At 44.6% G+C, this 1811-nt stretch carries 2 protein-coding genes and 1 pseudogene; 1 reads left to right on the top strand and 2 read right to left on the bottom strand.

Features of this window, described 5'->3' with window-relative positions; genetic code table 11:
- A partial coding sequence (locus B7Y67_RS16985; protein WP_293599639.1) for an aldehyde dehydrogenase family protein occupies positions 1-609 on the top strand: 609 nt, incomplete at its 5' end.
- Between the two features lie 72 nt (positions 610-681).
- On the opposite strand, the gene trmB is transcribed toward B7Y67_RS16985, so the two are convergent.
- Together trmB and B7Y67_RS16975 are read right to left on the bottom strand one after the other, a co-directional pair.
- A complete protein-coding gene (gene trmB / locus B7Y67_RS16980; protein ID WP_293599638.1) occupies positions 682-1491 on the bottom strand; it encodes a tRNA (guanosine(46)-N7)-methyltransferase TrmB in 810 nt (269 codons plus the stop codon).
- Positions 1492-1811, bottom strand: a pseudogene (locus B7Y67_RS16975) (GDP-mannose 4,6-dehydratase); the annotation flags it as partial.

The raw sequence follows: 1811 nt of genomic DNA, 5'->3' as shown, positions 1-1811 counted from the left end.
AAATATCGCAACTCTGGTCAAACTTGCGTTTGTGCGAATCGCTTTTATGTCCACAAGAATGTGCTCGATCAATTTGTAGAGAAGTTTGCCAAGGCCATTCAAGTGATTAAAGTGGGTAACGGCATGGAAGCCGGCACTACCCAAGGCCCACTGATTGAGCAAGCTGCACTTGATAAAGTTGAAAAGCATGTGGCTGATGCACTTAGCAAAGGCGCTAAGCTGGTCAGCGGTGGTAAGCGATCTTCATTGGGCGGCACTTTCTATGAACCAACTATTTTGTCAAATGTCACCAATGACATGCTCATTACTCATGAAGAAACCTTTGGTCCAGTAGCTCCTATTATTGCTTTTGAAAGCGATGAGGAGGCAATAAGATTAGCGAACAATAGTCAATTTGGATTAGCCTCCTACTTCTATAGCCGCGATATTGGCCGCATCTGGAAAGCGGCAGAGGCATTGGAGTACGGTATTGTGGGCGTGAATTCTGGAATTATCTCGAATGAAGTGGGTCCATTTGGAGGAGTTAAACAATCCGGCTTAGGACGTGAAGGTAGCGTCTATGGCATGGATGAATACCTAGAACTCAAATACGTTTGTCTTGGTTTGTAAGCTAAGATCAGAAACAACTAAGCCGCTCAGCCAACCTAAAAGAGCGGCTTTATTTTTGACATCATCGCTACTTTATTTTTTCTTATAGACTAAGTCCCACACACCATGCCCCAGCTTAATGCCACGAGTTTCAAACTTAGTGGTTGGTCTATATGCAGGTCTCTCAACGTATCCAGGATGCTTAGCCTCTATCTGCTCAAGAGTCGGCTTGAATTCTTTAAAAGACTCTTTAGCAAGCTCAATCTCACTAGCAACATCAGTCGCTGAAAAAGTTTCAATGCGTATTTGATCAGTAGAGGTATTTTCTAAGTCAGGCTCTGCATTTAATACTAAGAGCATTTGCTCAGCATAGTTATGCCAGTCGGTAGCTAAATGTAGATAGGCGCTAGGTTTGAGTCGTGAGACCAGCAGCCTCACAAACTCTGCCTGAATTAGGCGGCGCTTGTGATGACGCTTCTTATGCCAAGGATCTGCGAAGTAAATATGAATGCCATCCAAAGAATTTGGCGCAATCATCTTCTCTAGCACCTCAACTGCATCATGACGAATCAAGCGTAAATTAGTGAGCTTGTTTTCACCAATTAGCTTTAGTAAAGCGCCAACTCCTGGGGGGTGTACTTCAATTGCCAGAAAATCATCCTCAGTGCGCAAGGCAGCAATTTTGGCAGTGGTCTCGCCCATCCCAAAACCAATCTCCAATATCTTTGGACGGGAGGAGCCATTAAAAGCCTGAGGAAGATCCAAGACGGTCTCCTGAAACGGCACTAAGAACTGAGGGCCTAACTCCTCAATGGCACGCTGCTGGCCAGCCGTAGTTCTTCCGGCCCTTAAAACAAATGAGCGAATGCGATCAAAATGCTTCCCTGATTTTTCTAAAGGCAACTATGCAACCACTTTCTTAAAGTAAGCAATCGTCTCTTTAAGACCATCCTCTAAATTAACTTTGGGCTCCCAAGCCAGCCTGCCTTTTGCTAGTTCAATATTGGGCTGACGCTGCTTTGGATCATCTGATGGCAATGGCTGGTGAATAATCTTCGATTTACTACCCGAGAGCTTGAGGATTGTTTCTGCCAATTGCAGCATAGTGAACTCACCGGGATTACCAATATTAACTGGGCCAGTAAAACCCTCTTCCGAGTTCATCATTTTGACCATGGCATCAATCAGATCATCAACATAGCAAAAACTACGCGTCTGCTGAC

It is taken from the genome of Polynucleobacter sp. 35-46-11, assembly GCF_002281105.1.
The sequence above is the reverse complement of the archived record's forward strand: the minus strand, read 5'-3'. Positions and strand labels throughout refer to the sequence as shown.